The sequence below is a fragment of the Paracoccaceae bacterium genome (genome assembly GCA_033344815.1).
Lineage (GTDB): Bacteria > Pseudomonadota > Alphaproteobacteria > Rhodobacterales > Rhodobacteraceae > Roseobacter.
This window is the reverse complement of record JAWPMR010000001.1, coordinates 1429475-1455089: the sequence shown is the minus strand read 5'-3', so window position 1 is coordinate 1455089 and position 25615 is coordinate 1429475. Positions and strand designations below refer to the sequence as shown.

Here is a 25615-nt window from a genome sequence, read left to right as displayed (position 1 = left end):
GCGGGTAGGATAATATACCCGGCATTTTGCAGGGCGGCATGTGCCGAGGGATCTGCGTGGACCATTTGTGTGAACCACCCGCTCAGGGGTCCGATTTCGCGAACGCCAAGCTCGGCAATATTCCGTGGCGATCCTGAGCTAAATGGTGGTGAGATAACCAAATAGAGATCTGATGCATCCACACGCCCGGCCTGATTGGCGATGAATGCCAGGGGTCCGGCGCTGAACGCCAAGAAAAAGAGACAAGAAAACCAGAACGCAGACTTAACCATCTGGCGGTTATGACAAGTTTGCGTTTCTGAGTTGTTAAAAACCGTTTTGCAAAACGCAGAAGAATGAGTATCGCATTGAAGCACATCAACAATACGGCTTGAATCCGCTTTGCTATTTGTGACGGACCCAAGACGTCAGGGTGGTTTCCTGTCACTGTGAGCGACCTCTGCGTCCCAATAGGTCACAGGGGAACGTCCCTAATCGCGGCGCGGGCACGGCGTCACATCATGCACACTGACGGATTTGCCAAGTCTTACTTCACAATATGCTCATCTTTCACGAACATGTTGGCCCAGGCCCGATCAATCAGGTCGGGCGACATCTGGTAGGGGATGCCCTCGAAGTCACAGATCGATATCATTTGATCAATCAGGAAGATCGGTTGGTAATTGGCATAAATATTGTCAATTTCGGGATATTTGACCTTCAGCAAATGCACTAAAGTGTTCTCGTCCAATGGCATTTTACGCTTTTGGGCTACCATTGCAAAAATCTTGAGGAAGTTTTCCTGATTGGGCCCGTCAATCTTGATCTTGAAGAAAATACGGCGCAAGGCAGCCTGATCAAAGATCTCATTGGGGTGGAAATTGGTCGAGAAAATCACCAACGTATCAAAAGGCACCTCGAATTTCTCACCAGACTGAAGCGCAAGGATGTCTTTGCTCTCTTCCAGCGGGACGATCCACCGGTTGACCAAAGATTGCGGCGATTCCGCCTGACGGCCGAGGTCGTCGACAATGAAAATGCCACCTGTAGATTTGAGCTGAAGAGGCGCCTGATAGGTCCGCGCGGTCGGATTATAGACCAGATCCAACATGTTGAGCGATAATTCACCGCCGGTGATCACGGTCGGACGTTCGCATTTCACATAGCGCATGTCGAACTTTGTCGCACGGCGCAGGCTCGTCGGGTCGTCCTCTTCCATGGGCACAGCAGCATGCACAATTGGATCATAGACAGTGATCACTTGCCCCGCATATTCAATGGCGCGGGGCACATAGACATTGTCGCCCAGAGCATCTCGGATACCGTTCGATATTGATGATTTACCATTGCCGGGCGGTCCGTACATCAGGACTGAACGACCAGCCGATACAGCGGGTCCAAGCTGATCAAGCAGCGTTTCGGGCAGTACCAGATGCCCCATTGCCGCATTCAGTTGCGCGCGGGTGATCTGCATGTTGCGCACAGATTGCCGTTTGACCTGTTCGCGGTAAACGTCCAACGGAACAGGCATCGCGCCAAAATATTCGGATTGCGCAAGCGCATCCAATGCGCGCGCCTTACCCTGTTCGGTTAACTGATACCCCATCTCATTGCCGTTGTTTGCATTCAACGTGCCCGTTGCCTCCAGCAACCGTTGATCGCGCGCCAGGTCGATGAGCTCTTGGGTGACCGGAATGGGTAAACAAATTGTTTTGCTGAGATCGCTGACCATATCCACGTTCTTGCGAAACATGGTTTTGAGGATGATATCGCGCATCATCACTGTCGACAGTTTCATATCCGCGAGCGTGCGCGGAGGCGGGGGCGCCATGACATTGGCGGTTTGCATGTTCATCTGGAAACCCTTGTTCGTGTCAGTCCTGGTCGGCAGCAGGTGCCTGTTCAGAGTGACGCTAACGGGTGAAAATGGCGTAAATCAGGCGCCATTAAGGGCACCAAGGGTCAGATAAAGGACCAGCGTAATACCAAGCGCAAAGCCCATGGGAAACTTTTTGCCCTGATCCCAGCTTTGCCAATTGGGCGCGAGTTTTCGCAAACCGGTATGACGTGCGATCCGATGTGTGACGAAGGCTGCAAGCAGAGCTGCGGCCAGCAGGGCAATGATCAAGCGTAAGTCACCTAATGCGACGTATGGAGCGGATGCGGCAATGAACTTTGCATCACCCGCGCCCATGGCCCCCGCCGCATTCATCAGGATACCAAAAACCAGCATTATCGCCAGCTGCGCCAACCGCCAGAGATAAATGTCGATGCTGGGCAAGACCGCCCATCCCAAAACTAAAAACGCGCCACCGAGGGCTAAGACAGCCTTGTTGGTAATCTTCATGCGCGACAGGTCCGTGTAAATCACATGGACGCAGATCGGTATTACAAAGGGCAGAAACCACCAAGCGGAATAGGCTGTGATTGCCATGCCAGGGAAGCCTCAGGTTTTGGTTTCGAGCGCATCCAAGGCGCGGACTGCCGCATCAAAGTGTTGCGGATGGGTTTCGACCGCTTCGCGCAGCAGGTCCTTGCCGGTGTCTACATCGCCTTGTTTGATCGCGGAAAGCGCCATTGTGTGCAGGAGCTGTGCGCGCTCGGACTGGTCCATCGGGATGACCGGAAGGTTGTAATCTCGCTGCGCACCGCGCGCCAGAACGAGGTTATTCTTGGCAGTAAACAGGGAGGGGTCCTGCCGGATCGCTTCGCCAAACAGACGTTCGGCTTCTTTGTAATCACCGCGTGATAGCTTGGAATATCCCCAATTGTTCAACACACCCGATGGTTTGGTGGTCAGCCCCGTCGCAATCTCGTAAAAACTATCAGATTTGGTCCACTCTTCGTTGCTGTCGGCCATCATGGCTTCAAGCCGGTACCGGTTGAATGTTTCATGCGTCGGCGGCAGGTTATCCAGCGTTTTTTCCGCCTTGTCCCAGTCACCGGTTCGGATCAGGGCATCTGCCAATGCAACGCTGTCCTCGGGCAGCGCCCCTTGCATTTGAGTGACTTTTTCCCAGGCTGGAACGGCCTCGGAAAAGCGTTTTGCACGGATTAATGAATAGGCCAGACCCCGTTGCAAGTCGATACGATCTGGTTTCTGTTTTGCCGTTCGGCTGAAATAATTAGCGGCCTCATTCGGATCTGCCACGGTCAGCATCACGTCACTGAGGTTGGATTCATCCACGACATTTACGTCCTGAAAGGCACGCTCGACGGTGTCATCTTCTTTTTCAGCACAGCCTGCCACAAGCACTGAAACCGCCAGACAGGCGAAAAAATGAATAGGGTGGCGCATGTTGTGCGTCCTTTTACTGCTCTTGCCTCATTTATGGCGATTGGCGTATCAGGAAGTCACTGTCGCCACGCCGAACCAACTTATAGTCGTCGGTTTCAGTCGTTACGGTAGCAGGATTTTCAATTTTTGCGAGCGCTAAGCGCAAGTTATCCCGAATTGCGACACTTTCGCCATTATCCAGTGCGAAGGCGCGGCGGAAAATCTGTGCGGCTTCGGCGGTTTTGCCCATTTCCATTAAAACAACGCCTAGGTTGTTCCAGTCTTCAGGCTGTGCACCTTCGGTTGCAATGGCGCGCCTCAATAATGTTTCGGCTTGGCCCAATCGGCCCAGACCCAGATTGGCGCTGCCCAGTCCGGAGAGAATTTCCGCGTCGATCTTACCGCGATCCAGGGCTGCGCGGTTGAAGGCTTTAATAGCCAGTTCATATTCGCCCGCCGCGATGAGACGGTGCCCGACCGTTACACCGTCTACCGCATCCGCCGCAAGATCCACACCGGGGGCATCAACTTGCCCCGGGGGCAGGTCCTGATCACCGAGATCACTTGTCTCTGTGCAGGCCGCGAGTGAAAAAATTCCAGCGATTATGGCGGCTGGTGCAACCGCGCGTAAAAGCCTGTTGATCATTATGGCCCGCCCATATTTCCCAGTTGGGTAATGCCATGCGCAGAAGGACCAATCAGGATGATCAGCAGCGGCGGCACCGTGAGCATCATTGTTGCAAGGGTCATCTTTGTTGGCAACTTGTTTGCGGCCTCTTCGGCGCGCATCACGCGTTTATCGCGCATTTCACCAGCATAGACACGCAGAGCCTCGGCAATAGATGTCCCGAAGCTTGCCGATTGAATCAAAACAGTGACGAAGGAGGATACGTCCGCCACGCCGCAACGTTCGCCCATGTCCTTGAGCACGCTGACACGGTCCTTACCTGCCTTCATTTCATAAGCCACCACATCAAATTCCTGCGCCAAGGCAGGATAAGACGCCTGCAATTCACGCGCCACCCGCACAATGCTTTGATCCAGCGATTGACCAGCCTCCACACAAACCAGCATCATGTCCAGACTGTCGGGAAAACCCTGAGTGATCTCTTCTTTGCGTGCCTCAATACGCCGCGTGATCCAATAAGTGGGCAGGTAATATCCACAAAACCCGGGGACAATGAAACAGATCATCATTTTGTTGCTGCTGAAACCTTCGCCGCCCCCCATTACGATCAAATAAACGAATGCGCCAATCAAACCTAGAATGGCCAGGGCGAATTGCGCGAAATGGAACATGCGCACTGCGTCCTGGCTTTGATAACCGGCCTGTCGCAATTGCATCTGTTTCTTGCTCAGCTCGGCCACGTCCTGTGGTTCCAGAAAGCTCGCGAATTTCTGCAGTTGCTCGTTGCGCTCACCCTGGCGCAGGCGCTGCTGCGGCTCTGAACCTGATGTAGGTTCGTGTGCGGATCTTTTCAATTTGGCCATGGGGTCTTCAGGTTGATTGAGCATCAGCACAACCGTAACGGCCACCATGATCAGGCCCAAAGTCCCCAAAAGAATGATCGGCCCAAGCGGCCCCAACTTTTCAACAATGAGCGCTTGCGCCAAGTTCAGCATTTCCATGGGGCGGCTCCTTATACCTTAATGTCGGTCAGAATGCGCATGACCAGAAGGTTCAACGCCAGCAAAATGCCCACCGTAAAGCAAGCGGGAATAAACATCGCGTGGTCGCGCACCTCATCGTAATAAGTCGGATCTCCGACATTGATCACGATCAATGCGGCGACGGGAAAACCGGACAGGAATTTGCCGGACCACTTGGCCTCGGCGGTGATGGCTTTGACGCGACGAAACAAACGAAACCGCGCCCGGATTACCTTGGCCAGACCGGCAAGAATTTCCGCTAGATTGCCACCTGAAGTCTGTTGGATGGTCACAGCGACCGCGAGAAAACGCAGATCCTGCATGTCCAGACGTTCAGCCATTTCCTTGAGTGCATCGCCCACATCCCGCCCGTAGGCGGCTTCATCCGCGATCATGCCGAATTCAGACCCCAGGGGGTCTTGTACCTCCTTGGCAACGATCTGCACTGCGGAAGCAAAGGGGTGTCCGACCCTGAGCGAGCGCACCATGAGTTCCACCGCATCGGGCAGTTGCTCCTCAATCATGGACATGCGTTTGTTGGCTTTTGACGACACCCAGAAATATACCGCGCCGACGCCGATGCCAACGGCCATCAACGCACGCACACCCACGTCGGTCTGGGTGAAAATTGTCAAGCCGGCAAAGGCCACGCCGCCCAGCAGCGCCATCACCATGATCAACTGGCGCGGCGTGAACGCGATAGCGGCCTTTTGCGCCTTTTCCCCAAGCAAAGAATAGAGCGGGATCGTGCGCGATTTCATATGTTGCTGCATTTCCTTGCGCAGCTTTTCGAGCACCTCTTCGCGGCCATTGCCCTTGTCGAGCATCTCAAGTCTTCGATTGACCCGACTGTTAAGGCTGATGGATTTCCCAAAGGTCACAAGGTACAGGCCTTCGACCAGCGCCAGAACGCCGACAAAAATCAGGCCGTAGATGATGGGTTCAACACTCATTTATCAGGTCCTCAAGTAGCGAAGCGGTAGGACATATACCCGTCCTCAAGTAGCGAAGCGGTAGGATATATACCCGTCCTCAAGTAGCAAAGCGCTGGGAGACAAAACTACTTTCATTTGCCTGTGCTCGGCTCGTAGATTGCGGCAGGCAAATCATACCCCCACATGCGGAACCGTTCGGCATAGGCGGAACGCACACCTGTGGCGGTAAAGTGCCCGATAATCTTGTTTTCCGGTGTCAATCCGACACGCTGGTAGCGAAAGATTTCCTGCATCGAGATGACCTCGCCTTCCATGCCGGTGATTTCGGTGATCGATGTCATGCGGCGCGAACCATCCTGAAGACGGGAGGCCTGTACAATGAGATTCACAGCGCTTGAAATCTGGTTGCGTACAGCCTTCAGGGGCATTTCGATCCCGGCCATTGCGATCATGTTTTCCAAACGGCTGATACCGTCGCGCGCGGAGTTCGCGTGAATTGTGGTCATCGAACCATCGTGACCGGTGTTCATCGCCTGCAACATGTCGATGACCTCTTCCCCGCGCGTCTCGCCCACAATGATCCGATCCGGGCGCATTCGCAGTGCGTTTTTCAGACAGTCGCGGGGGGACACCTCGCCCTTACCTTCGACATTCGGCGGGCGGCTTTCCATCCGACCCACATGGGTTTGTTGCAGTTGCAGCTCTGCCGTATCCTCAATCGTCAAAATGCGTTCATTATCGTCAATAAAGGAGGACAGCGCATTCAATGTCGTTGTCTTACCTGAGCCCGTGCCACCGGAAACGATAATGTTCAGACGCGTCGCTACCGCAGCCTGCAAATAGGCGGCCATCTCTTCAGTGAAAGCTCCGAATTGCACGAGATCATCAATGCCCAGCTTGTCTTTCTTGAATTTTCGGATCGACACCAGCGACCCGTCCACGGCCACGGGAGGTACCATGGCGTTGAACCGCGACCCGTCTTTCAGCCGGGCATCGACATAGGGGTTGGATTCATCCACGCGCCGCCCGACCGCCGAAACAATTTTGTCGATGATGCGCAACAGATGCCGTTCATCCTTGAAGGTCACCTCGCTGAGCTCCAACTTGCCGTCGCGTTCGACAAAAATCTGTTCCGGTCCATTCACCAGGATGTCGTTGACCGTGTCATCCTTGAGCAGGGTTTCAAGCGGACCCAGCCCGGTCACCTCATCATAAAGCTCCGACGTCAACGTCAGGCGATCTTCCCGGTTCAGAACAATGCTGCGTTCTTCGAGGAATTCGCTTGATATCGCGCTTATTTCCTGACGCAAGTCCTGCTCGGTGGCATGTTCCAAGGCCGCCAGGTTAAGGTTGTCCAGAAGCACACGGTGCAGATCAAGTTTGATCTCCCCCATACGTTCCTTGCGTTTGCGGTCCTTGTCCTGCGGCACAGCGCGTGCGGGATTTTGTTGCGGTGTTTTGCGGGTGACGGTTGAGGCAACGGCCGCCATATCAGGCGCAGTCTCGGCTACTGGCGTACTTTCCACCACAGGGACAGCCGCTGTGGCTCCGGTTTTCTTAAACTTCGAGAACATGCGCGTTTTCCTTCAGGGATCAGGCCGCTTCAGCGTCTTGGTTGTTGAGCTCATGGATGGACAGGGCGAGCTTCTGGATTTCGCGCCGCAAAGGATTTTTGGCCGCGGATTGGGCCAGAGGCAGGCCGTGATCCGCCCCCTGAGCAATCGGTTTGCCGCCGTCGGGCATATGCACGTCAATCGATACGCCCAGACCTTCGGCCATGCGCTTCAGGCGGTTCTTGCCACTGAGATCGGTAAATTTGGGCGCGCGGTTCATCACAAAGCGCAGCTTTTCCACAGGCAGTTCTTCGGATTGCAGCGTGCGCTTGAAGCGCAGCGCGTTTTGGGCGGAACGCATGTCGAGTTCCAGCGTCGCCAGATATACGTGCGCCGCATTCAAAACTGTTTCGGACCAGCTGACCAGGGTCGAGGGCATGTCGATGATCACATAGTCAAAGTGCTTGCGCGCCATGCTCAGAATACGTTCGACATCCTCTGCTTCAATCAGATCAAGGGGCAGCATTTCCATCGGTGCGGTGAGCACCTCCATGCGATCATCAAAGGTCTGCAGGGATTGCGCAAAGATTTCGTCATCCATGCTTTCTGTATCAGACAGCAAGTCATACACCGCTTCTCTGCGGGGCAGGTCCAGGAAGGTCGCCACCGCGCCATATTGCAGATCAAGATCAAGGATACAGACACGGGGGTGGTCAGATTTCCTCCGTCCTTTGCCCGCATTCGCCAACTCCCAGGCAAGGTTCACACAGAGCGTAGTAGCCCCGGTACCACCGGCCAATCCGTGAACAACAATGACCGCGCCTTCCTTTTGACTGTTGGTTTCCAGCCGCGGAGCCGGGGCAGCCTCGAGCAAGGCCTCGCCAGCGCTGCGCACGCGATCAATCGCTTCGCTCAATTCGTTTTCCGCAAGCGGGTAGGCCAAGAACTCATCAGCACCTTGTCGGAGCAGCATGTGCAATGAGGCGACCGCAACGTCCTTTGTAATCAGAATGGTCTTGATGTTCTTCGATTTCGCCTTCGCGATGATTTCACTCAAGACGACCAGGTTCCGTTCGTCGTTTTCGTCAATAGCAAGTGCTATGAATTCAAGGGCCTGTGCGTCGGGCTGCTCGAAAAATGTTAGCGCGTCCGCAAATCCGAGATCTCCCCAGCTTTCGCCAAGCGCCAATTCCATGTCTTCTATCAACAGATCGAAATTCTGGACATCGCGGCTAACTGTGCAGGCGATGATGGAGGGTGTATCAGGGTGTTGCAGCATACTCATCGCCTCGTCTTCCTTTTGTGCAAAGGGTCGGGCAGGGTCTTGCGGGGTTAACCGTTCCGCGAGGTTTCCTGCGACCGCCCGTGCCCTGCTTTTCGGCGGGACATAAGTGTCTTTCTCAAGGAAATTCGCAGGAAACTGCGGCAAGATTAGGGCTTAATCTGCCCAATTGTTGGGTATCTGGACACAATAACGGCGCGACGCGCTGAATTTATTCGAAACGACTAGGCGTTTCTATTCGGTTTCCACGTCTTCGGTTTCGGTCTTTTGGGTCGCGCTTTCGACGTATTCCGAATAAATGATTTGCGCGTATTTTCCATCAAGACGTCCATCGCAATAGACCCGGTAAACCGGGTTTGCGCGCGTACTGACTGGATCAAGGGCAACAATCGGATCTGCCGGAGCAACGCCTGCCTTACCTGCTCCAAATCCACTGGTTCTGCAGGTTTGTGCCGCGATGTTCTGACGCGTCGCAGCGCCGAACGCGCCAGAATCGATCTGCGATCCCGCTTCTCGGTAAAAAGCGCCGGTGCTGCCTTGTTCACCACAAGCCGCGAGAGCGCTCAGGCCCGCCAGAAGCGCCACTGCGCGTGCGTTTTGATATGTCAGGCGTTGCATGGGATTACTCCATCACATAACCGTAAGAACCGCTGAAGTCTTGTTTTGCCACTTCACCGGCAGCACCTCTTTGGGGTCGTCCAGCATTGCTTGTGGTGCGCCCCAGCAGGAAAAGATCTCTTTCGGTCGGTGGTTTGATCCTGTCTGTCGGCAGGGCCAAAGCCTGACCCCGGGTGGGCGAGACCATATGCGCGGTGATGATGATCACCAACTCTGTCTGACTGCGCTGGTAATCTGCACTCCGGAACAGAGCGCCCAGAATTGGAACATCGCCGATCCACGGAAGCTGCGACGACTGGTCAGTAAAATCGTCCTGCAAAAGCCCGGCAATGGCAAAGCTCTCGCCATCGCGCATCTCAACGGTAGTGGAGGTTTCGCGACGTGAAAACGCATCCAGTTCAAAACCGTTGCCCAAGGAGACGCCATTGGATGGATCAATAGCAGAGACGGCGGCGGAGAGTTGCAGATTTATCAGGTTCTGGTCCACCACACGGGGGACGAAATTCAACTCAACACCAAAGGGTTTGAATTCTACGCTGATGGTATCGTTGTCCTGCGCCACCGGAACCGGGTATTCCCCGCCCGCCAGAAAATTGGCCTCTTGACCGGACAGCGCGACGAGATTGGGTTCTGCAAGTGTCCGGACGGCGCCTTTGCGCTCGAGGGCCTCGATCAAAAGGCCGACCTGTGTGGAGCCGACATTAAAGCCAAACAGGATAGCGCCTGCGTTTTCATTTGCCGCCGGTATGTTGCCCGCCAAGGAATTTATGACGCCGCCCACTGTATTCGTGGTTCCGGTTCCGGCCTGACTATCTGTACTGCCCAACGCCAAGGAGGAGCTGAGGGATTTGGAGACGGTACGGTTCATTTCAGCAAATCGGACCTTGAGCATGACTTGCTGCACGCCACCCACACTCATCAGGTTTGAAACACGATCAGGCGCGTAGCGTTGCGCCAGATCCAGCGCCTTCTGCAGCTTTTGCGAACTGGAAACCGTGCCTGATAGAACGATGCCGTCATTAGCGGTGCGAACCTCAACCCTTTCGCCGGGTAAAATCTGGCCCAGGCGTTCCTTGAATTCAGTCACATCCGGAGCAACGCGCACTTCGACATTTGCAATCAGCTGGCCCGTCGCATCCAGAAGCGTCAACGTGGTAATACCGGGCGTTTTGCCCAAAACGTAAATGCTGCGATCAGACAGCGACGAGATATCCGCAATACCCGGATTGGCAATGCTCAGTTCCGCAAACGGGATTTCGCTTTCGACCACAACCGCGCGATTCATCGGTACAGCCAGCGACTTGCTGGTGCCCTTGGTGACCACGCGCAACGCGTCTGCCTGCGCTGGTGCCGTAAGCGCCAGCGGTGACACGCCGATTGTCAGCCCCAAAAGGGCCGCTCTTAACAATCCATCGATTTTCATGTGATCTGCCCTTTATGATCACGCCTCTGTAGCAGGTCTTTTTGCCCGCATAACGAGAGTCTGCGCCAGATTTGAATTTTTTGCAAGAATCAAAGGGTTCGACGCTCTTTTTTATGTGGATTAAGGGCAACAACGCGCATGAAAAAAGGTGCCGCAGTTCACCGCGGCACCTTCCTAAAACCTTGGTTTCGCTTTAATTTGTGCAGGGTATTGGCATGGAAACGACTTCGGCACCACGACGTGTCCTGATGCTGCATTCGCGCGCTTGCTCTACAACAGGTGTTGGTTCCTGCGCGCTCAAGCCCAGCAAAGTCATCTGATCCACCTGTATTTCAGAGATCTGTGTATCATCTCCGGCCCCAACGAGAGACAGCGATAGATTGCCAGTGGACTGTGCTTGCGCCAGCGCCGCAACCTGTTCGGGTTTGACAGCAACCGTGACGGTCCGCGCGATCCGCGCACCGTTGATTTGCGCGTCGTTCTGGTCCACGGCGATCAGACGTACCGCGTCCTCGATCAGTTTCGTGACCTCGCCACTGTCCGGGCCCCTGTTGATGCTGCCTGTCCAATAGATATCGACGCGGTCGCCTGGGCGCAAAAAGCCTGACACGCCGCTGGCAACATCCACGCGGATCGCAAATGCGCGGGTGCCTTTTTCAAGGCGGGTCGTCAGGCCGATATCCTCACCCGGCTCGGTGACTTTCACCTGCATGATGGCTTCATCTTTTTCCATGGCGCGCACAATGAGGCGCACCTCGTCTTCGCCTTCAGGGAACATATCGACCATATCGCTGAAGGTGCCCTCCGGGATCGCACTCACAGGCCAGGCGACCGCGCGCACGTCATCCTGTTGCAAAACATCACCATAAATCAACGCACGCGATGCCACATAGACGGTTTGCGTTGGAACGACTGCCTTCTGATTTTGCTGAGCGCGCGCCAATTCCGCCTGATAGGCGCCAATGTAATTTTTGGCCATGAATACCGCACCACCCGCAAGCGCGATGCCCGCCAATAGTACCAATCCGAAAATCATACGCATAACTCATCCTCACAGGTCAAAGCGCCGGGGAACTCAGCAGAAGCTTAACAGAAGCATGTCATCGGATTATGGCAACTTCTGGATCAACACATGGCGACAGCGTGTTCTTTTGCGCTTTGCGCAACAATCAGAGCCAGTATTGGTGCTAATTGGGGATGGATGAGGCAAGTCTTGCAAGGTGGAGGCGCAAAACCCGAACAGCTTGAAGCCAGGGGAAAACAAGAGGTCGCAAAGAAACCACATGGCGCAATTTGGGTCGAGCCGGCGGGTGCGGTCGGGTGTAGAAAAGTCCCCGCACCCGTCAGTTGTTGCGCCGAATACTACTCGTCGGGCGCGCCAACCTCACCTATCGTCTGGCCCTCAAGGAACGCCTCCGTCGCTTGTGTCAGCGATGTCGCACCCTCTTCAATTGAGGTGTAGGCCGCGATTGCAAGACCAACGACTGCGGCTGTGAGCACAACCCAGTCAACGGTTACCGCGCCGTCTTCGTCGCCCCCAAACTTCATGACAAATTCTATCATCACAGGATTCTCCCAAAGTGTATTTTTGTACAAAGGGCCGCCTTCCGTGATCGGAAAGCGGCCCCCGCAAATTGAAAGCTAACGCGCTTTTTAGTCGGCTGGTGCTTCCGGAGCACCGATGCTGCCGATGCTTGTACCCAAGGTCGTGCCAAGGTACGTCGATGTGTCCGCCGTCAGGTCGGTCGCGCCTTCCTGGATCGATGTATAAGCGGCAATGGCCAGACCAACGACAGCCGCCGTCAGCACGACCCAGTCGACAGTCACAGCACCGTCTTCGTCGTTCCGGAAGTTCTTGATAAATTTCATCATAGTGTGTCCCTCCAAAGGATCCGTTCGATTTCGATTTCTAACCTTGCCAGAAGCCAGACCCCGTCTCTCGCCGGGTCCTTGCGGCTTGGTATGAAGCAATAAAGCCAAGAGAATACGGCATGATTTGGGCAAAGCCGGCAGCTTTTGCAGTTACAAGTTTCGGTTTTGCGTAAAATTCTCAAGCTATTGCTTATCAAAGGAAAAACATGCGTAGAATGCGTATCTTTCATTTGGCTCTCTGCCCAATATGGCGAAATTGGCGCGTGAAAAGCAGTGATTTTCTGGCGCGTGAGGGATTTTTCTGCGATGCTTTGATCAAAATAGCGCAAGAAAACAAACAATGAGCAGGTAATATGCGTGTACGTTCAACTCTCGCACTGATTGGTGCGATGGGGATGGAATTTTCGGTCGCGGCCGAAACCCCGCAACCCTTCCCGGTATTTGAGGCGAAACGTATCGGCGTGCCGGTTGCGGGCCAAAAGCGTAGCCTCGTCCAAATTGACCCCGAGGAACAACGTGCGGCACTCGCCGTACCTCAGCCAGCATGGGAACCGGTCGTGCTCGATGCGCCTCCCGCCGCAGTAGCGAAACCCATCGGCCGATATGGTTGGTTCTGGGACCGAGTGTCACCTTCTATTTTTGATACTGGGCCGGGAAGGCTCGAGCAGGTCATGGATGTGATCATTGGATCCGGAGAGATTGCCGCCCCGCGGCTTCAGCATATGCAAACCATTGCCAAGGCCAATGGCACGGACATCTTGAAATCCACCGTCGGTACGCGGGTGTCACCAGCCTTGGTCCTCGCAGTGATTTCAGTTGAATCTGCAGGAGCCGTCGATGCAGTAAGCCGGGCAGGGGCGATAGGGTTAATGCAATTAATGCCCGCAACGGCCGCGCGTTTCGGCGTGAAAGACAGCTTGACCGCGTCGCAAAATATCGCTGGCGGTGTGAAATATCTGGATTGGCTGATGGGAGAGTTTGCTGGCGACCCGGTGCTTGTGCTGGCTGGTTATAATGCGGGTGAAGGGAATGTGCGTACGCACTCTGGCGTGCCGCCTTTCGCCGAGACCCGAGATTACGTGCCCTCGGTCCTCGCGGCATTTCAGGTCGCGCGCGGTCTATGTTTGACGCCGCCTGAATTGATCACCGACGGCTGTGTTTTTGCGGCAATGGACTGAGTGCCCGCCCCCGACTCATTGTATCAACGAGGCACCCGCCGGGACGTCTATTGTCACGAAACTACCGGCCGCACCGCGCCCCAGTTGCAACGTGCCTTCCATACCCTCAATCAGTCCGGTCATGATCTGGCCGCCGACGGTGGACGGATCCGGCCAATTCATTTTGGAGGGTATCCCAAGTCCATCGTCCGAAATGATTATCCGAAGACCACCGCCGCTCAGTTGAGACATGCGCACTTCAATCAACCCGGTGTCAATCCTTTCAAAAGCATGTTGAAAGGCATTCGTCAGAACCTCAGAGGCAACAAGACCAACCCGCGATGCTGTTTCAATCGGCACATCAAGCGGCTCAAGTTGCATATTCAACCGGATGCCCGATCTGCCGTAGACATGACCGATCGCGCAACACAGCCGGGACAGGTAACTGCCAAGATGAATGCTGTCGCGGTTGGATTGCGTATCAGACAGCTGCATTTCCTCATACAGCAATTGAAAAGTCTCAATGCGGCGGGTGAGCGCGGTGTAATCGGCTGCAACGGAGGTGCCGCTGGATTGCTGTCGCACCATGCCGATGATCAAAGACATGTCAGTTTCAACACGATCCTGAATTTCGGCAAGTTGCCTCTGCACGAGGTCGGTCATTGTGTCCTGAGTGCCGGACTTCAGTTCTTTTTGAATACCGACGTAAAACTGAAGATTTCCTTTTTGGTCCGTCAGCGGTGCGATCAACAGCCGGTTCATGAAGGCCTCGCCATTGGCGCGATAATTGAGAATGTCCACGGAAACCGGCTCTTGCCGCGCGATGCCTTCACGCAGACGGTTGACCGCTTCAATGTCCGTTTCCTCGCCTTGTAAAAACCGGCAGTTTCGCCCGATGACGGCGCTCCGGGCATAGCCGGTCTGAGCCGTAAATGCGTGATTCACATAGACCAGCGGATTGTCTTCCAAGTGCGGATTGCTGACCACCATCGGGATCTGTGTTCGGCTAAACCCATCAAAAGATACATCTTCCGTTAGGATATCCTGAAGCGTATCTGCCACTGGTGACACCGTTGACCCCCTCTAAGCCGCGCGTATTGTACGTTGTTCGATGCGTTTTTCGTGGGTGCCTTGGATCAGGCGGTGCACGTAGATGCCCGGCAGGTGGATTTTGTCCGGATCGAGGCTGCCCAGCGGCACGATTTCCTCCACTTCGGCCACGCAGATGCGCCCGCACATGGCCGCCGGTGGGTTGAAGTTGCGCGCGGTTTTGCGAAACATCAGGTTGCCGGTTTCATCGGCCTTCCAGGCTTTCACAATCGCCAGATCCGCCACGATCCCGCGTTCCATGATGTAGGTTTCGCCGTCAAAATCCTTGTGTTCCTTGCCCTCCGCGATCACCGTGCCGACGCCGGTTTTGGTGTAAAAACCCGGGATCCCACAGCCCCCGGCGCGCATCCGTTCGGCCAGCGTGCCTTGCGGATTGAACTCCAGTTCCAACTCGCCAGACAGATATTGTCTCATGAATTCAGCGTTTTCGCCGACATAGGAGGAAATCATTTTGCGCACCTGTTTGGTCTGCAACAGGATACCAATGCCAAAATCATCCACGCCCGCATTGTTGGAGGCAAAGGTCAGATCGCGGGTACCCGCCTCACGGATCGCGCCCAGCAACAGTTCCGGAATGCCGCAAAGGCCAAACCCGCCCGCCGCAATCAACATGCCGTCCTGCAACACCCCATCAAGCGCCTCTGACGCCGAGCTATAGACTTTCTTCATTGTGCTTCCTTCACCCGGCTGGCAACCGGGCGTCCTCCCAACAATAGGCGTCCCACGACGTCAATTGCTGCACACCTCCGTATACAAGTGCAAATATAATCACCGTATATGCGCGGTCAATTGTTTCCCGCAACAATTGCACTTTTCGACGTCATTCCGCAGAAATCAGTTGAAGTCAGGCTTTTTTGGCGGCGGCCTTCTTTTTTGCTGGCGCTTTCCGGCGGCCTTTGCCTTTTTTGGCAGCCTTTTCTTCTATCAATAGGACCGCAGCTTCCAGCGTGACATCCTCGGGTTCGGTGCCTTTGGGCAGCGTCGCATTGACCTTATCCCATTTCACGTAAGGCCCGTACTTGCCTTCCATGATGCTCACCAACCCGCCTTGATCCGGGTGTTCACCAACCTCTCGCAGGGTTTTAGCGGCCGCGCCTCGTCCACCGCGACTGGCGACTTTCTCCGCCAACAATTGGACTGCGCGGTTCATGCCCACGGTGAACACCTCATCGATGCTTTCGAGGTTGGCATTTGTTCCGCCGCGCTCAGAGGTGCTGGCCGCGTGCTTCAGGTAAGGACCGTAGCGACCGATATTAGACCAGACCATAACGCCGTCCTCAGGATGTGGCCCGATTTCGCGCGGCAAGGAAAGCAATTTCAGTGCTTGTGGTAAATCCACGTCCTCTGGTGGCCAATCCTTCGGAATCGATTGTCGCGGCGGTTTTTTGTTCTCTTCCGTTACTTCACCACGTTGCACATAGGGACCGAACCGGCCCTTGAAAGCATAGATCTTGTCTTCGGCGTCTTCGCCAAGGACCTTGCCTTCCGGCGGAATACCGCTGTCATCTTCCTCACCGGGCGGACCAAAAGCGCGGGTGTAGCGGCACTCGGGGTAATTTGAACAACCGATGAAAGCCCCACCAGAGCGCGCCGTGCGCATAGACAACCGGCCGGCGCCGCAATTTGGGCATAACCGGGGGTCGGTTCCGTCTTCATTTGGCGGAAACAGGTGTGGTTCCAGGACTTCATTAATCTTTTCAAGTACTTCGGTGATGCGCAGATCAGCGGTTTCTGCGACGGCTGCCGAAAAGTCACGCCAAAACCGGCGTAAGACTTCCTTGTAATCCGCATCTCCGGCGCTGACATCATCCAACTGGCCTTCGAGGTCAGCAGTAAATCCATACCCTACATATTTGCGAAAGTAATTCTCAAGGAAAGCCGTTACCAAGCGCCCTTTATCTTCCGGGATCAGTCGGTTTTTGTCTTTGCGCACATATTCGCGATCCTGAATCGTCGTCACGATGGAGGCATAGGTGGAGGGGCGCCCAATGCCCAGTTCCTCCATCTTTTTCACCAACGTAGCTTCAGTGTAGCGAGGTGGCGGCTGCGTGAAATGCTGCTCGGGGTTGACGGCACGTTTGTCCATCGCATCCCCCTGTTCGATTTGTGGCAGGCGCTTATCATCCTCATCGACGACGTCGTCGCGGCCTTCCTCATACACCCGCAAGAACCCATCAAACATCACGACCTGGCCCGTAGCGCGCAGGACGACCTGAGAATCAGCGCTGCCGACATCAACGGTAGTGCGTTCCAGTCTGGCAGCCTCCATCTGGCAGGCCAGCGTCCGCTTCCAGATCAGATCGTAGAGTTTACGCTGATCCGCGTCCGATGTCTTCAGGTCCTCCGCTTTGGTCAGCATTTCGGTCGGTCTAATACACTCATGCGCTTCTTGAGCGTTCTTGGCTTTGTTTTTGTACATACGCGGGTTGCTCGGCACATATTCCTTGCCGTATAGCGTTTCGATGGCGCTGCGTGCGGCCTGAACAGCCTCGGGTGCCATGTCGATTCCGTCCGTTCGCATGTAGGTAATATAGCCCGCTTCATACAGCCGCTGGGCCGTACTCATCGCTTGCCGCGCGCCCATACCGAATTTGCGGCTGGCCTCCTGTTGCAGGGTGGAGGTCATAAAGGGAGCGGAAGGGTTGCGGTTGGCCGGCTTGGCCTCAACTGATTGCACCGTTAGCGCGCGAGATGAGATTGCCTGAACAGCCATCTCTGCCTGGGTCTGGTTTTCGATATCAAACCTGTCGAGTTTCTTGCCCGCCAAAACCGTGAGCCTTGCTTCGAATTCCTGACCGCGTGGCGTCGCTAAAAGTGCCTTGACGGACCAGTATTCGCGATTGCGAAAGGCTTCTATCTCCATTTCGCGTTCAACAATGAGACGCAGGGTAACCGATTGGACCCGACCGGCAGACTTGGCACCGGGAAGCTTGCGCCAGAGCACCGGCGAGAGATTAAATCCTACCAGATAGTCCAGCGCGCGGCGTGCGAGATAGGCCTCCACCAATGGCATATCGACTTGACGCGGGTTTTTCATCGCTTCGGTTACGGCAGATTTGGTAATGGCGTTGAAAACCACACGGCTTACCGGCGTGTCTTTCTTGATGGATTTGCGCTTGGTCAGCGCTTCTTGCAGATGCCAGCTGATTGCCTCGCCCTCTCGGTCAGGGTCAGTGGCAAGGATCAGCGCATTGTCCTCTTTCAGCGCATCTGCGATCGCCTTGACGTGTTTTTTGCTATCACTGGCGACCTCCCAAAGCATGTCGAAATCCTGCTCGGTATCGACGGAGCCATCCTTCGGGGGTAAATCGCGCACATGCCCGTAAGAAGCCAGTACTGTGTAATCATTCCCTAAATAGGCGTTGATTGTCTTGGCTTTGGCGGGCGATTCAACGACGACAACTGGCATGTACTACGGCACCTCTGGGTAGAATTTCTTTGCGTCTATGGCTTTGGCAGATGTGGTGTTCAAGTGGATTTGTCAATGCGCCCGCGATTTTAGGACCCTAAAACCCAAGAGGTTGGGAATTTGTCGCAGAAGCCGGTGGATCCTAGCGTGACCGGTTTGATTGGCCCGCAAATGGGAAGAAGCATGGGGGAATCAGAAACAGAAGTTTTTTTAATTTTGACGGAGATTCGGTGTATGGTCTGTCCTTACACACGCGTCAAAAGCCCGCCGGATCTGCGCGTGATCTGACCGTCCATTTCCAAATCAAGCAGAACGGGCGCCGCAACTGCCGCGGTGACAGCAAGATCACGGATCAATTGATCTTCGGCAATCGGTGAAGGGCTGAGGCGTGACAGTATCTTACGATGCAGTGTCGCAACGTCCTTCAAAGCTCTCTTTGTCTTTGTAGGCTGCTGGGGTTGTTCCCGGACCGCCGCAGGCCGCGGTATTTTCGCGGTCTGTCCGTGTAGAGGCGTTAGCGCTTCGATTACATCAGAGACGGAACGGATGAGTATCGCACCTTCGCGGATCAATTGATTGCATCCGGCCGCACGGGCATCGAAGGGATTGCCCGGCACGGCCAAAACATCACGCCCCTGATCGAGCGCATCGCGCGCCGTGATCAAGCTGCCGGACTTGGCCGCAGCTTCGACAACAATTGTGGCCTGGCTCAGGCCGGAAATGATGCGGTTGCGGGTTGGAAAATGACGCGCCATGGGCTGCAGTCCCATAGGCTGTTCCGAAATCCGCAGCCCGCTCTGTGCAATGTCCAGAGCCAGTTGCGTATTTTCCGTAGGATAGATCACATCCACGCCGCCCGCCTGTACAGCAACAGTTCCAAAAGGAAGTGCGGCAAGGTGGGCCGCAGTATCCACACCGCGTGCAAGACCTGAAACGACGACGTAACCCTCGCTGCCCAGATCTCGGGCGAGCGATTTACTCATGCGTGTTCCCAGAGAGGACGCGTTGCGGGCCCCAACCAGTGAAATCATCGGGCGTCCCAACAGTTGTGGATCCCCAATGACCCACAAAAATGGCGGTGCATCCACAAGTTGGGCTAATATCTCCGGATAGGCGGGGGTTTCGTGCATGATCAACTGCGCGCCGGCGGCACGGGCAGCGTTCAATTCGGCCTGCACGACGGCCTCCGGACATATTTCGTATTTTTCAACGCCGGCGGCACGCGCTACCTCAGGTAGCGCGGCCAGCGCGTTCTGCGCAGTGCCGTGTTCAGTCAGCAGTCGTTTGTACGTCGTTACACCAACCCGGCGAGATCGCAACAGACGGAGCCGGGAGAACTGTTCATCTTCCGAGGTGGGTGGGAGTGGGGGGTGAGTGGAAGAAGGATTGTGGTCCTTGTCAGTCATCCTGGGCTCCGTCCGTTGCAGAATCAGGTTTAAGCCGACTTGGTTAACAACGCATGAATAAAACCCATAAGATAAGCTCGCTATTTATGGGGAATGATTTCTATCAGGATGCCGAGCCCCCAACGGTCAATCCCCCGATCATAAGCGTCGGTTGTCCGACCCCGACCGGCACCCATTGCCCTGCTTTGCCGCAGTTGCCCATACCGGGATCAAGCGCCATGTCGTTGCCAATGCCTCTGATCTTTTGGAGTGCCGTTGCCCCATCGCCAATCAATGTTGCCCCTTTGACCGGGGCACCCACTTTTCCGTTTTCGACGCGGTACGCTTCTGTGCAACTGAAGACGAACTTCCCGTTGGTGATGTCCACCTGTCCACCGCCAAAGCCCACAGCATAAATGCCGTCCTTCAAATCCGCGACGATATCCTGCGGATCAGAGGACCCGCCGAGCATGTAGGTATTGGTCATGCGTGGCATCGGCATATGCGCATAGCTTTCGCGGCGGCCATTGCCGGTTGGCGCGACCCCCATCAGCCGCGCGTTCTGACGATCCTGCATGTAGCCCACAAGAATTCCGTCCTCGATCAGGACGTTCTTACCAGAAGGCGTGCCTTCATCATCAATGGTCAGCGACCCGCGTCGATCGGGGATCGTCCCGTCATCCAGAACGGTTACGCCTTTGCTGGCGATCCGTTGTCCCATAAGGCCTGCGAAGGCAGAAGAGCCCTTGCGATTGAAATCGCCCTCCAGTCCATGACCGATGGCTTCATGAAGCAAGATGCCTGGCCAACCCGGGCCAAGCACCACATCCATCACGCCAGCCGGGGCTGGAACGGCTTTCAGGTTCACGCAAGCAACGCGCAGCGCTTCCCGGGTCTTGGCCTGCCAGTCAGCCGACTCGAGAAGACCGTCCAAGCCGACGCGCCCCCCCCCGCCCACCGAACCAGATTCGCGGCGGCCATTCTCCTCGACGATCACTGACACGTTGACGCGGGTCATCGGACGCACGTCGCGCAACGATTGCCCATCGGGTCGCAGTATCTCGATTTCCTGCAAGCTGGCCGCAATTGTTGCGGAGACCTGCACCACACGGGCATCCAATCCACGGGCAAAGGCGTCAATCTCACGCAGTGTCTCCACCTTGACCGGAAAACCCGCACTCAAGATTGGATCTTGGTCCGTGTAGAGTTTCGCATTGGTATGATTTGGTGCCTCGGCCAGCGTACCACCGCCCTCCCCAACCGCGAGTCGGGCCGTCTCGCATGCGCGGCGCAAGGCCGCCTCGGAAATTTCTGTAGAATGTGCATACCCTGCCACTTCGCCGCACACTGCGCGTAACCCAAAACCCTGCGCCGCGTCATAGTTTGCGGTTTTGAGCCTTCCGTCGTCAAATACCAGTGCCTCGGAACGCCGCCGCTCCAGAAATAGCTCTCCGTCGTCGGCGCCGCGCGTGGCCTCTTGCACGACACCAAGCGCCACGTCGCGGTCCAGCGCGTCATCAAAGGGCGTGAAAGGCGTGTCTGTCATTGAATATTCCTCAAAAAGGCAGGCAAAAATGCCTATCGCGTCTCATTGACGCAAGCACAACTCTTTATCTCGTGATCAGAATATGATTGTAAGAGGAAAGATTACAACGGATCGGGACAGTTCGCACTCTATTCCCCGTCCCGCGTGCGCAACAATGATCCCAAGATCAGGACGACACATGAAACGTTTTTTCACTTTTTCAAGCCTTCTGGCCGGGTTTGCGGCAACTACTGCACAGGCTCAGGACAACCTTGAAATCATCGGAAGCCCGGTAGATGGCAAGATGGGTTTCCAGCCCGCTGTGACGGAACTGGCGACCGACCTGCAATGGCTCGATGGCATGATCCTGATCATCATCACGGCGATCACGCTTTTCGTGACCGGACTGATTCTATGGGTGGCTTATCGCTATAACGCCAAGCGGAATGCGACAGCGGCGAGCTTCACGCACCACACACCGATTGAGATTGCATGGACGGTTGTTCCGATCGTCATCCTTGTTTTCATCGGTGCGTTTTCTTTGCCGATTCTGTTCAAGCAGCAGGAAATTCCCGAAGCTGACATCACCATCAAAGTGACAGGATATCAGTGGTATTGGGATTACGAATATGTAGATGACGGTTTTGAGTTCTCAAGCTACATGATCGGCGCGCCAGCGACGGGCGGCACAAACATGAAGACACCAGAAGTGATCGCGCAGCTTGAAGAGGCGGGTTACTCTGAGCAGGAATTCCTGCTCGCAACGGACACATCCGTTGTTGTGCCTGTGAACAAAACCATCGTCATGCAGGTAACCGGCGGGGACGTGATCCATGCCTGGACCATTCCAGCCTTTGGTGTGAAGCAAGACGCAGTACCGGGTCGTCTGGCCGAACTGTGGTTCAAGGCCGAACAAGAAGGTATCTACTTCGGTCAGTGTTCTGAATTGTGCGGTTTGAACCACACCTACATGCCGATCACAGTCAAAGTTGTGTCTGAAGAGGCCTATGCCGCTTGGCTTGCTGAGGCAAAGGAAGAATACGCGGGCATCCCGCAGACCCGCGTGATCGCGTCAAAGTAAAGTGCCGTAGGGTGGGCTTTCAGGCCACCTTACCTCCTATCCGAACATGAAAGCGCGTGAATGACTGATGTAAGCTACACCAGCCCTGCCGGCGAATATGACACACAGCTTGGTGACTATTTCGCCCTGTTAAAGCCGCGCGTTATGTCTCTGGTTGTGTTTACAGCCTTGGTCGGCCTGCTTGCAGCGCCAGCCCCAGTGCATCCGATCATCGGCTTTGCCTCTATCCTGTTCGTTGCGATCGGGGCAGGAGCCTCTGGCGCTCTGAATATGTGGTGGGACGCGGATATCGACGGCGTGATGCAGCGTACGGCCAAGCGGCCCATCCCATCCGGGCGTGTGCCTTCGGGAGAAGCGCTTTCGCTCGGTCTGGCGCTTTCTGGTCTGTCTGTAATGATGCTGGGTCTTGCGGCAAACTTGCTGGCAGCTGGACTGCTGGCCTTCACGATATTTTTCTACGCTGTCGTGTATTCGATGTGGCTAAAGCGGTCTACGCCGCAAAATATCGTGATCGGCGGTGCAGCAGGTGCATTTCCGCCCGTGATTGGTTGGGTCATCGCCACGGGTAGTTTCTCCGTTGAGGCATGGCTGATGTTTGCGCTGATCTTCATGTGGACGCCGCCGCACTTCTGGGCCTTGGCGCTGTTCATGAAAACCGACTACAACGACGCAGATGTGCCGATGCTCACTGTGACGCATGGTCGGCGTACCACGCGCGTTCATATCATCGCCTATACGGTCCTTTTGGCGATCCTGGCTGTCGGTACAGCATTCACAGCCATCGGCGGACCGCTGTACCTTGCTGTTGCTGTTGTCCTCAACGGTCTTTTTCTCAAAGGTGCGGTGGACATATGGCGGCGCGATGAAACTTCGGCACTGGATGACAACTACCGTGTCGAGAAAAAGTTCTTCCGCCTGTCGCTCTGGTATCTTTTTGCTCATTTCGGGATGATTCTGGTCGAAGCCATGCTGCGCCCCTTTGGACTTGGAGGCTGGTAGAATATGACTTTTCGCCCCGAACATGAACTGCACACGCGTCGAAAAGGGCGGAATGTAGGTGTCGGCCTGATGTTGGCGGCTTTTGTTGTTCTGGTCATGGCGTTGACCTTTACCAAGGTCGCAGATGGTGATTTCGAACTGCCAAAGGCGGAGGAGTTGACTCAGTAATGGCGATGACCGGACCTGCAAAAACAGTTGCTCAAACGGTGAGCCTTGTGGTTTTCATGGGTGCGTTGGCTTGGGCTTCGGTGCCATTTTACGACTGGTTTTGCCGCGTAACGGGCTTCGGCGGTGTTACGGGCGTGTCGGATGTCGCTCCGGATGACGTGCTGGATCAAACCATAAGAATCCGCTTTGATGGATCAATCCACAGCGAAATGGCCTGGAGCTTCAAACCGGTCGAACGCGAGATGGAAGTGCGCATCGGAGAGACTGGCCTCGCCTTTTATGAGGCCTATAATCCGACAAATCGACCCATCGCGGGATCAGCAAGCTACAATGTCACGCCGTATCAGGCGGGCGGCTTTTTCAACAAAATCCAGTGTTTCTGCTTTGAAGAGCAGGTTCTGCAACCCGGAGAGCGGGTGCAAATGCCGGTGACCTTCTATGTGGACCCGGAAATTGTCGATGATCGTGACGGAAAATATATACATACCATCACACTCTCCTATACATTCTACGAAATCGACCTGCCCGAAGGCTATGCTGCCGTGCAGGACATGGAACAACCCTCAGACACAAGTCTGAACTGACCAACATAAGGCAAGGGACGGCGTCATGGCCCACGAAAAGAACCACGATTATCATATTCTGAACCCCTCAATCTGGCCACTTCTGGGCGCGCTTGCCGGGTTTTTCATGCTCTTTGGCGCTGTCTTGTGGATGCAGGGTATCACGCCCTTCATGTTCTGGGCCGGCTTTGTGGCCGTGCTGTACGTGATGTTTGGGTGGTGGTCCGAAGTGGTCGCCGAAAGCAAGATCGGGGACCACACGCCCGTGGTGCGGATCGGTCTGCGCTACGGCTTTATTCTGTTCATCATGTCAGAAGTGATGTTCTTTGCCGCGTGGTTTTGGTCGTTCTTCAAGCATGCAATTTACCCGATGAACGAATATGTCGGCTCTGAATACATTCCGCCCTACGTCTATCCTGTGGACGCACTACACCTGCCGTTGATCAATACGCTGGTGTTGTTGTTGTCGGGCTGCGCTGTCACTTGGGCGCACCACGCCTTGGTACATGAAAACAATCGCCGCGATCTGATCTGGGGTCTTGCCATCGGCATCATCCTCGGGATCGCTTTTACTGGCCTGCAAGCCTATGAATACGCGCATCTGTTGCACGAAGGCTGGGAATTTGGCGGAGACAAGTTCTACTCCAACTTCTTCATGGCTACGGGTTTTCACGGCGCGCATGTGATCATTGGAACGATCTTTTTAACGGTCTGTCTCATCCGCGCGATGAAGGGGCATTTCACCCCTGAAAAACACGTGGGTTTTGAGGCCGCCGCCTGGTACTGGCACTTCGTTGATGTGGTCTGGCTGTTCCTGTTCTTTGCTGTCTACATGTGGGGCGTTCCGGGTTAAGCGTACACGCTTGCAAATCCATAACGGACCCTTAAAAGACAATGCGCGCCCTTATGCAGGGGCGCGTTTTTTACTTGTAGGACCCTGAACCATCATGCGCCGACTGGCCTTTCTTTTGACATTCGGATTGGGCGGGGCGGCCATCCTGATCAGCCTTGGCATCTGGCAGGTCCAGCGGTTGGCGTGGAAAGAAGCGGTCATCACAGACATTGATGCGCGTATTGAGGCAGAACCTGTCGCGCTGCCACAACCGCTTGATATGCAGCGTGATGCCTATCTCCCTGTCGCTGTAACGGGCGTCCTGGGCGCAAGCTACTTGCGGGTGTTGGTCTCAAAAAAACAAACCGGTGCAGGCTACCGGATCATCCGCCCTATGCTGCGCGAACAGGGAAACATCATGATCGACATGGGGTTTGTCTCGGTTGCAGACGCTGATGCGCTGAAATTCGAAGAAGGCCCACCGCTGACGATTGTGGGAAACCTGCAATGGCCGCAGGAAACCGATGGTTTTACACCGGCCCCGGATCTGGGTGACAACATCTGGTTCGCCCGTGACGTCGCGGCCATGGCAGAAGCGCTGAAAACCGATCCAGTTCTAGTAGTACGCCGCGATGCGCCGCAATTAGGCGGTCCTTTGACGCCAATGCCTGTGGACACCAGCCTCATTCCGAACGATCACTTGCAATATGCGATCACTTGGTTTTCGCTCTCCGCCATCTGGCTTGCCATGACAGCCATCTTTTTGCGCCGTAACAGCGGCACCAACAAAAGCTGAA

The 25615-nt window shown here is 55.2% G+C and carries 25 protein-coding genes; 7 read left to right on the top strand and 18 right to left on the bottom strand.

The features are described 5' to 3' along the window. Positions 1-526: 526 nt before the first annotated feature. The 13 genes from R8G34_06825 to R8G34_06765 all read right to left on the bottom strand — a co-directional run bounded on the left by R8G34_06825 (position 527) and on the right by R8G34_06765 (position 12589). Positions 527-1834, bottom strand: coding sequence for an ATPase (locus R8G34_06825; protein ID MDW3222592.1), 1308 nt, complete (start codon positions 1832-1834; stop codon positions 527-529). A gap of 81 nt (positions 1835-1915) precedes the next feature. Then, a complete protein-coding gene (locus tag R8G34_06820; protein ID MDW3222591.1) occupies positions 1916-2413 on the bottom strand; it encodes a prepilin peptidase in 498 nt (165 codons plus the stop codon). A 12-nt stretch (positions 2414-2425) separates the two neighbouring features. Further along, positions 2426-3277: a tetratricopeptide repeat protein gene (locus R8G34_06815; protein ID MDW3222590.1), complete on the bottom strand. Its 852-nt coding sequence runs from the start codon at positions 3275-3277 to the stop codon at positions 2426-2428. Positions 3278-3308: 31 nt separating this feature from the next. Beyond that, a complete protein-coding gene (locus R8G34_06810) occupies positions 3309-3902 on the bottom strand; it encodes a tetratricopeptide repeat protein (protein MDW3222589.1) in 594 nt (197 codons plus the stop codon). Then, positions 3902-4885, bottom strand: a complete 984-nt coding sequence (locus tag R8G34_06805) for a type II secretion system F family protein (GenBank protein ID MDW3222588.1) — start codon at positions 4883-4885, stop codon at positions 3902-3904. The genes R8G34_06810 and R8G34_06805 overlap by 1 nt, the downstream gene beginning before the upstream one ends. Positions 4886-4896: 11 nt before the next feature. Next, entirely contained in the window at positions 4897-5859 is a 963-nt protein-coding gene (locus tag R8G34_06800; protein MDW3222587.1) for a type II secretion system F family protein, read from the bottom strand. A 113-nt stretch (positions 5860-5972) separates the two neighbouring features. Beyond that, complete coding sequence (locus tag R8G34_06795) at positions 5973-7415, bottom strand: CpaF family protein (protein MDW3222586.1); 1443 nt, start codon at positions 7413-7415, stop codon at positions 5973-5975. 19 nt (positions 7416-7434) lie between these two features. Further along, entirely contained in the window at positions 7435-8679 is a 1245-nt protein-coding gene (locus tag R8G34_06790) for an AAA family ATPase (GenBank protein ID MDW3222585.1), read from the bottom strand. A gap of 231 nt (positions 8680-8910) precedes the next feature. Beyond that, entirely contained in the window at positions 8911-9294 is a 384-nt protein-coding gene (locus R8G34_06785) for a hypothetical protein (GenBank protein ID MDW3222584.1), read from the bottom strand. A 4-nt stretch (positions 9295-9298) separates the two neighbouring features. Continuing rightward, on the bottom strand, positions 9299-10717 hold the full coding sequence (locus R8G34_06780) for a type II and III secretion system protein family protein (protein ID MDW3222583.1): 1419 nt from the start codon (positions 10715-10717) through the stop codon (positions 9299-9301). Positions 10718-10910: 193 nt separating this feature from the next. After that, positions 10911-11759: a Flp pilus assembly protein CpaB gene (cpaB, locus tag R8G34_06775; protein ID MDW3222582.1), complete on the bottom strand. Its 849-nt coding sequence runs from the start codon at positions 11757-11759 to the stop codon at positions 10911-10913. A gap of 320 nt (positions 11760-12079) precedes the next feature. Then, complete coding sequence (locus R8G34_06770; GenBank protein ID MDW3222581.1) at positions 12080-12280, bottom strand: hypothetical protein; 201 nt, start codon at positions 12278-12280, stop codon at positions 12080-12082. A gap of 90 nt (positions 12281-12370) precedes the next feature. Continuing rightward, positions 12371-12589 (bottom strand): hypothetical protein, encoded by a 219-nt coding sequence (locus R8G34_06765; protein MDW3222580.1) that lies wholly within the window; start codon positions 12587-12589, stop codon positions 12371-12373. Between the two features lie 353 nt (positions 12590-12942). Between R8G34_06765 and R8G34_06760 the strand changes: the two genes are divergently transcribed. Then, positions 12943-13767, top strand: coding sequence for a lytic transglycosylase domain-containing protein (locus R8G34_06760; protein MDW3222579.1), 825 nt, complete (start codon positions 12943-12945; stop codon positions 13765-13767). Between the two features lie 15 nt (positions 13768-13782). On the opposite strand, the gene R8G34_06755 is transcribed toward R8G34_06760, so the two are convergent. From R8G34_06755 to tldD, 5 genes are all read right to left on the bottom strand, one after another. Beyond that, complete coding sequence (locus tag R8G34_06755) at positions 13783-14817, bottom strand: PAS domain-containing protein (GenBank protein MDW3222578.1); 1035 nt, start codon at positions 14815-14817, stop codon at positions 13783-13785. Between the two features lie 12 nt (positions 14818-14829). Beyond that, positions 14830-15525 (bottom strand): CoA transferase subunit A, encoded by a 696-nt coding sequence (locus R8G34_06750; protein MDW3222577.1) that lies wholly within the window; start codon positions 15523-15525, stop codon positions 14830-14832. 175 nt (positions 15526-15700) lie between these two features. Then, positions 15701-18265, bottom strand: coding sequence for a type I DNA topoisomerase (gene topA / locus R8G34_06745; GenBank protein MDW3222576.1), 2565 nt, complete (start codon positions 18263-18265; stop codon positions 15701-15703). A 245-nt stretch (positions 18266-18510) separates the two neighbouring features. Further along, positions 18511-19671, bottom strand: a complete 1161-nt coding sequence (gene dprA / locus R8G34_06740; protein ID MDW3222575.1) for a DNA-processing protein DprA — start codon at positions 19669-19671, stop codon at positions 18511-18513. A gap of 103 nt (positions 19672-19774) precedes the next feature. Next, entirely contained in the window at positions 19775-21196 is a 1422-nt protein-coding gene (gene tldD, locus R8G34_06735) for a metalloprotease TldD (GenBank protein ID MDW3222574.1), read from the bottom strand. A gap of 178 nt (positions 21197-21374) precedes the next feature. On the opposite strand from tldD, the gene coxB reads away from it, so the two are divergent. The 6 genes from coxB (at position 21375) to R8G34_06705 (ending at position 25614) form a co-directional block, all read left to right on the top strand. After that, entirely contained in the window at positions 21375-22256 is an 882-nt protein-coding gene (gene coxB / locus R8G34_06730) for a cytochrome c oxidase subunit II (protein MDW3222573.1), read from the top strand. Between the two features lie 60 nt (positions 22257-22316). Continuing rightward, a complete protein-coding gene (gene cyoE / locus R8G34_06725) occupies positions 22317-23255 on the top strand; it encodes a heme o synthase (GenBank protein MDW3222572.1) in 939 nt (312 codons plus the stop codon). A gap of 3 nt (positions 23256-23258) precedes the next feature. Continuing rightward, entirely contained in the window at positions 23259-23423 is a 165-nt protein-coding gene (locus R8G34_06720) for a cytochrome C oxidase assembly protein (protein ID MDW3222571.1), read from the top strand. After that, on the top strand, positions 23423-24007 hold the full coding sequence (locus R8G34_06715; GenBank protein MDW3222570.1) for a cytochrome c oxidase assembly protein: 585 nt from the start codon (positions 23423-23425) through the stop codon (positions 24005-24007). The genes R8G34_06720 and R8G34_06715 overlap by 1 nt, the downstream gene beginning before the upstream one ends. A gap of 25 nt (positions 24008-24032) precedes the next feature. Then, a complete protein-coding gene (locus R8G34_06710; GenBank protein ID MDW3222569.1) occupies positions 24033-24839 on the top strand; it encodes a cytochrome c oxidase subunit 3 in 807 nt (268 codons plus the stop codon). A gap of 94 nt (positions 24840-24933) precedes the next feature. Further along, on the top strand, positions 24934-25614 hold the full coding sequence (locus R8G34_06705) for an SURF1 family protein (protein MDW3222568.1): 681 nt from the start codon (positions 24934-24936) through the stop codon (positions 25612-25614). Position 25615 lies beyond the last annotated feature (1 nt).